Genomic DNA, 6646 nt, shown 5'->3' with positions numbered 1-6646 from the left:
CGACCTTCGGCAGAAAGGGCTTTGCCTTGTTTGGCAGACTCACCCAATCGCATATAGCCTTCTATGAAGTTCGTGTTCCTCAGACCGGAGGTTTGCCGCCCGCTTCCTTCAGATTCCACGTCGCCGTGGACACCCTTGCGCTTGGCTAACTGTTACTTCTGCCTTCACAGTTCGGGACTTGCACCCTATAGATTACGCCCATGCCGGGCACACCAAAAGGCGTGCTTGTTTTCCACAAGCCCGTTACCCTTCATTCCACTCAGCCCATTACGGCTGAAATTGTTCTGGAAAGCATGACAGAAGGATTTTGTCTACTGGATGATGCTTTGCAACTGATTTATATCAATGAAAAGGCCGAAGAACTGTTTCGGACTGAACGGAGAAGTGTAGTGGGACGTGGATTGTTTGAGCTGTTTCCTGAAGCGATGGATTCACTCTTTCATCATCATTATGAACGTGCTTTACGGGAACAGGTCACAACGGAGTTTGTTGATTATTATGAGCCGCTTGACACCTGGTTTCAGGTCAAGGCCAGCCCAATGAAAAAAGGCGGCCTGGCGATTTTTTTTCAGGATGTAAGCGAACGCCAGAAGACAGAGGCGCAATTGACTGAGGCTGCGTATTATGATTATTTGACCGGTTTGTCAAATCGCCGGTCCATTCTTCAGACGACGCGTTCGATGATTGAACGAAAGGAAAAGTTTTCGGTCTTCCATATCAGTATAGACAACTTGAACTTTATCAATGCCCTTCACAACCAACATGCCGGTGAAACGATCATGAAAAAAATCGCCCAAGAGTTAAAAAGCTTTTCAAGTGACAGCTGTCACGTCGGTCGAATGGACGGAAACGAATTTATCGTTTTATTAAAACCCCGTACGGGTGAAAACTTAGCGGAGTTTGCTGAACAAATTGAAGGCATCTTTTATACTTCCATCTCTTTGGAAAACGAAAAGAAAGTCACCATTAGTGCCAGCATCGGCATTGCTTGTTACCCTTTTGATGCTGAATCGACGGATGAGCTGTTGTCCTTTGCTGAAATGGCGATGTCCGAAGCGAAAAATGTCCATGGCTCCTCTTATGCTTTTTTCCGGCCGGTCATGAAAATCCAGCGGGCTCGTAAATCCATTATCGAGGAAGGACTGGCCGGCGAATTAAAAACCACTGGTTTCTATTACACGATGCAGCCACAGATCGATGGACGTTCCAATGAACTTGTTGGTGTCGAAGTGCTTTCACGCTGGAATCATCCCGAACTCGGAGAAATTTCCCCGCCTGAATTCATACAAGTGGCTGAAGAGACTGGCACCATTGTTTCATTAACGCTACATCTGCTTACGGAAGTGTTTACAAAAATCAAAGAATGGGAAAATCATTTTGAATGGAACGTGCGAACAGCCATCAACATGACTGCCTCCCTTCTCAGCAACTCTGACTTCTTTGACCAGTTTTTCTATATGATGGACCGATACAAAATTAACCCGGACTTAATCGAAATCGAAATTACGGAACAGGCGGAACTGACTTATTCACCGAAAACACTGGAAAATCTGCTTCTCTGCAAAGCGAAGGGAATCTCGATTGCCATCGATGATTTTGGAACTGGCTTTTCCATGATTTCTTATTTGACCCATTTCCCTATCACAAAAATTAAAATCGACCGATCTTTCGTCCAGAAAATTGGGCAAGACACGAAATCGGAAGCCGTCTTAAAGTCTCTTATTCATCTGGCCAGGAGTATTGAATGCGAATTGGTCGCTGAAGGGGTGGAACGGAATGAAGAAGCTGCTTTTTTACGAGCGAATGACTGCGATGTCTATCAAGGTTACCTGTATGATAAACCCTTAAAAGTGATCGAATTTGAACAGAAATATTTGCTTGTTGAAGATAAATCCTCTAAAAAGTAATGGCCGTTTAGCGTATAATGAATTTTCAGATAGGCGTTTTAAAAGGATAAAAAAGCAGACAGTTCAGAGAGGAGTATGGCACGTGAATAAAACAGACAGGCTCCCTTATGACTTGGTATTAATGGAAGCAATCAAAGACATGGTTTTTATCGTCAGTGTGGAATTGAGTCCGGTTCTTAAATATGAATTTTTTAATCAGGCCGTATTTGAACGGACGCATTTAACCGAGAACGATACAGGGAAAACATTCGAAGAAGTGTTTCATCCGGCAACAGCGACTTTGCTGAATAAACAGTACAAAAAAGCCCTCGAAACAGAAGAGTGTGTGGTCTATGAAGATTCTTATCTTTCTTCCTCCGGGGAGTCGTATTACTCAGAAACCATGATAACACCGGTGTTCAATCAAAAAGGGCAATGCACACATTTAATCGGCGTCGTCAAAGACAAGACCGATGAATGGCTGACTAAAAGAGAAAATGAGGAGACCTGGGGACGGCTGAAAGAAAGCCGGGCTCGTTATCGTTCGTTGTACGAAAACAATATAGACGCCATTTTCTCCCTTGATTTAAACGGACAGATTTTAACAGGCAATTCTACTGTAGAAAAAATGACCGGGTGTCCGTTGAACACTTTCATTGACACGAACTTCAGCGACCATATCATCGAGAAAGATCATGAATTGTTAAATAGCTATTACCAGCTGGCCCTATCCGGCATTTCTCACGATTTCCGAACAAAATTCATCGGATGTGCCGGGAAAGCAATCGGTGTTCTCATTCATTTTGCGCCTGTCAAAGTACAGGAGGAAATAGTCGGTGTCTATGCGACGTTAAAGGACATGACCGAGCTGGATAAAATGTTCGACCAGTATTCAGAAAGTGAAAGTCGGTTCCGCATCATTGCCGAAAATGCACATGGCGTCATTGTCTTGATGAATCATGAAGGAGAATCCTTGTACGTCTCCCCTTCGAGCAAAAGAGTGTACGGGTTGGATCCGGAAGAACACCTGTCCATGCCCCCTTTCCATAATATCCATCCGGAAGACATTGCTCAGGTAAAAGAAGCATTTTCGCTGGCCATCCAAAATGCCGAAACCTATATCGTGGAAGTACGGCGAAAACACAAATCCAAAGGATGGATATGGACCGAAATGCAGGGGACACCTGTTTTTGATGAAGAACAGCAATTTGTGCATATGCTGACAATTTCTCAGGATATCACGCTTCATAAGGAACGCGAAATGCAATTGCAGCATTATGCTTATCATGACTCCTTGACCGGGTTGCCAAACCGGCGGTTCTTAAAGGACTTCCTATCAGAGAAGATAAGCCAGTCAACAGAAGCAGCTGACGTTTTAACTGTGATCCTTCTCGACATTGACCATTTCAAGGAAATCAACGACCAATTCGGCCATGAGATTGGAGATGCCGTCATTGAGGAATTCGGCAAGCGATTACGTCAGAGCATAGATAAACATGATTTCGTTGCACGCCTCGGCGGTGACGAATTCATTCTCGTTCTGCCGGATATAAAAACCACAGAACAGGCAGAGCGAATGGCAATTCAGATCCAGGAAGCAGTAGCACTGCCCTGGAATATGGAAAACGATTCCCTGGAAGTCAAAGTCAGCATGGGTATCGCCTTAACTCCCTTAGCTGGAGCTACTGGATCCTCCATCTTAAAAAATGCCGATGTGGCGATGTACGAATCGAAAGTAGCAGGACGCGGCACTTACCGCATCCATTGCTTGTGAATACATTTGCCCTTCTCTCATCTAAAAATTTTTAAAAGGAAATTTGACACCTACTGAATTGCTTGGTTTAAATAGCTTGAGCAGTCATGCACTCATAAACTAAACAAAGTCACTAAAGGGACTCTCCTGAAAGGTCATAAAACGACTTTTTTAGGAGAGTCCCTTTTCTGCATTTTTTATTTTATAACGCAGCAATCACGAATTCACATCATTGTAACTCTCTAGACGGCGTTTCACTTGGATATAAGAGGCAGCATCCGCAATTTCATTTTTGTCTAACACTTGATCATCAAGCCTCAGATTGATACTACTTTTAGTCGCGATATCTTGTAAATCCAAATCGATGACTTTTTCCGTTCGGTCCAGAAGATAATCGACTGAGAGATCGAAAAAATCAGCAAGCAGCGCAAGATGACTGATGGGAATTTGTTTTTTACCGCTTTCATAATCCCAAATCGCACTTTTCGCAACGCCTATCTCTTCAGCTAATTGTTTTGGAGAAAGAAACCTTTCTTCTCGTAAGTCTTTAATTTTTTCCCCGATATCCTTCATGAACATCCCGCACCCTTCCGCCAATAATTATCTGACTATTTAAAATACAAGGTTTTTCCCTGATAAAATCAATATATCGAGATAAAATTTTTAGAAAAAATTGAAAAAAATTAAAATTCCCATTTTTCTCGCTGTCGTTGTATTGTCAGGATTCCATAAAGTCTTCGCCCGTTTCATCACAGACCCGATTTCAGCTTTATCCTCTTTCTTGCTTTATTTTGCCGTTTCTAACATGTACTTTTATCAGCAAAATAAAAAGCAGGATACAAACATGCCCTTTCTTCTTATTCGTGCTTTACTATTAATTATAAGCGTTAAAATAAGTTATAAAGACTTTGATTCACCAGACATGAGAAATTCAAGAAATTCGTGGCTAAATCCCTTTTCAGCGTATTAAAGTAAATTTTTCGTTCAGGTCACTTTGTTTTATTAACAGCTTGTTAAGAAGATGCCAATATCATGCTTTACTTGTGTCAAAAGAACCAGTAAAATGAGGGTGAGTGGAAAACAATAGCATTTCCATTTTAGTGTATATTTCACCTGTCCTACGTTTTTACTTCTTTAAAAATGAATTATCTATAGCAGACTAATAGCGCTGCTGAAAAAAGCCGAAAAGCATAATAATTTATGCTTTCGGCTTTTTTCTTACCTGAAGACAAGGAGAGGTTTTAAATGACATACTTTATTGACCACATAACGAAAAAAATTCATCGACAGCGATTTGCAGGCGATTTATGCGGGTTTTTGACTACTCCTATTGAAAAGAGAGAATTTACAGCTTCGCAGGATTACATTAAGCGACTGGAAGAGAACGATGTTTTTACTATCTGTCCCTATTGCCAGTCTGTTCAGTTGCTGACAGAGAAAGTACATCCGATGAGCGATAAGTTTCTGTAAACTAACTTTTTAATCTGATTAAAATCTCCTTCTTTCTACTTTAGTCTGATGAGTTCTTTAATAGCTTTTCAAGAAAACTGTTCTCAGTGAATAAGACTCGATCGATTTTACTCATGTGAAAGTTGAAAAAAAGGAAATTCCATTCTTAAAACCACTTGAGTTCTTAAAGAGCTTAAAGTGGTTTTATATTTTTACAGAATTTCTTATGAAACATTGGAAAATTCAAACCTAAGTTGTCTTTAATAAAAATGACCGTTCGTAAAAGTACACTTTTACGAACGAATATCAAAAGTCTCATGCACTTAAAACATGTTAGGTTTTCTAATATAAATTAAAAAGACTTTTAAAAGTCTTTTAAAAAGTATATAATGAAACTAACCTAAAGGAGTGGATGGAAATGGCGATGAGAATACTGGATATCCCTACAACTTCGATTTCGAATGTCAAACGGTCACCCATGGAAGCTTTTCAGAAGGCCGATCAAGAAGCTGCTGGCGTGTATGTCTTCAACCGTGAAAAGGTTGCCGGTGTGATGCTTACCCAAAAACAATACGAGTCCTTGAACAGAGAAATAGAAGAACTTTACGATCAGCTGGCTGATTTGATGGCTGAAAAACGGCTGCTGACAGAAAATGTCTCTACTTTTTCAGACGTGGAAGTTCGCGGTGCAACCGCAACTGAATCCCCTGTCATTGATGAAGAAGACGGGTGGGAATAACCGTTGTATCAACTTGAATGGACACAGTATTCAAAGGAAGATTATGAACAGCTTGATGGCAGCCAAAAGATCTTTGTCAATAAAGCGCTGGACCGAATCAAATTGAGAGGCATGGAAGCCGGCCAATCCCTTCATGGCAATTTGGCGCAATGCAACAAGCTGAAAAACAAGAAGATGGGCCTGCGGATTATTTTCAGAGAAGCCGAGGGAACCATCCAAGTGATTCAGATTGTGGCCATCGGTAAACGCGACAAAGAAAAGATTTATAAGATGGCTGAAGAGCGACTAGACTAACTAAAAGGAAGAAAAGGTTCCTCCTATTAATAAGAGCCCGGCATACCGGCACTTCTAAAGTGCTCGCTATGCCGGACTCTTTTTTATTCAACCAGGTTATTCTCTTATTTAATGCCGCAACTTCTGATAATCCTTCATATGTTAACTAAAAATAAATATCGTGAAAATTTCATTCTCCCCTTGAACCTTACGTAGGGTAAGGTTTTATAGTAAAGCTAGCTTACTTTTGCAAAAGGGGGGAATCGTTGTGCAAAATGCCATTGTTAAGGCATTAATTAATGAAGAACAGATTCGTCTCTATTTTATTGATAATTCCCAGTTGCTTCGCGATATCTATGCCTTAAACCAGGAACTTCCTAAACCGCTTAAACTGATGTTAGGCAAAACGATATCAGCAATGAGCATACTCTCTGGTACGCTCAAAGGGAACCAGCGAATGAGCCTCCAGGTAACGTTGAGCAATCCTCTCCATAAGATTTTTGCGGAAGCCGAAGCCAATGGAAATGTCAGAGGATACCTGAACGA

At 41.2% G+C, this 6646-nt stretch carries 7 protein-coding genes; 6 read left to right on the top strand and 1 reads right to left on the bottom strand.

All coding sequences use genetic code 11. From position 1 onward, the window contains the following. Nucleotides 1-200: 200 nt before the first annotated feature. Nucleotides 201-1907 (top strand): putative bifunctional diguanylate cyclase/phosphodiesterase, encoded by a 1707-nt coding sequence (locus IQ294_RS16105; protein WP_203335068.1) that lies wholly within the window; start codon nt 201-203, stop codon nt 1905-1907. An 82-nt stretch (nt 1908-1989) separates the two neighbouring features. Then, nucleotides 1990-3660, top strand: coding sequence for a diguanylate cyclase domain-containing protein (locus IQ294_RS16100; RefSeq protein WP_203335067.1), 1671 nt, complete (start codon nt 1990-1992; stop codon nt 3658-3660). A gap of 195 nt (nt 3661-3855) precedes the next feature. Here IQ294_RS16100 and IQ294_RS16095 read toward each other — a convergent pair whose 3' ends face one another. Further along, complete coding sequence (locus IQ294_RS16095; RefSeq protein ID WP_203335066.1) at nt 3856-4212, bottom strand: helix-turn-helix domain-containing protein; 357 nt, start codon at nt 4210-4212, stop codon at nt 3856-3858. Nucleotides 4213-4884: 672 nt separating this feature from the next. Between IQ294_RS16095 and IQ294_RS16090 the strand changes: the two genes are divergently transcribed. From IQ294_RS16090 to IQ294_RS16075, 4 genes are all read left to right on the top strand, one after another. Then, nucleotides 4885-5109 (top strand): hypothetical protein, encoded by a 225-nt coding sequence (locus IQ294_RS16090; protein WP_203335065.1) that lies wholly within the window; start codon nt 4885-4887, stop codon nt 5107-5109. Between the two features lie 397 nt (nt 5110-5506). Beyond that, nucleotides 5507-5827 carry a hypothetical protein gene (locus IQ294_RS16085; protein ID WP_203335064.1) on the top strand — a complete coding sequence of 107 codons (321 nt, stop codon included), beginning with the start codon at nt 5507-5509 and terminating at the stop codon, nt 5825-5827. 3 nt (nt 5828-5830) lie between these two features. Continuing rightward, nucleotides 5831-6121, top strand: coding sequence for a type II toxin-antitoxin system RelE family toxin (locus tag IQ294_RS16080; protein ID WP_203335063.1), 291 nt, complete (start codon nt 5831-5833; stop codon nt 6119-6121). 247 nt (nt 6122-6368) lie between these two features. Further along, the coding region (locus IQ294_RS16075) for an Hsp33 family molecular chaperone HslO (protein ID WP_203335062.1) at nt 6369-6646 on the top strand (278 nt) is incomplete at its 3' end.

The sequence above is a fragment of the Planococcus beigongshangi genome, from assembly GCF_016820495.1.
Classification (GTDB): Bacteria; Bacillota; Bacilli; order Bacillales_A; family Planococcaceae; genus Planococcus; species Planococcus beigongshangi.
Note: the sequence above shows the minus strand (reverse complement) of the source record. Positions and strands in the feature narration are given on the sequence as shown.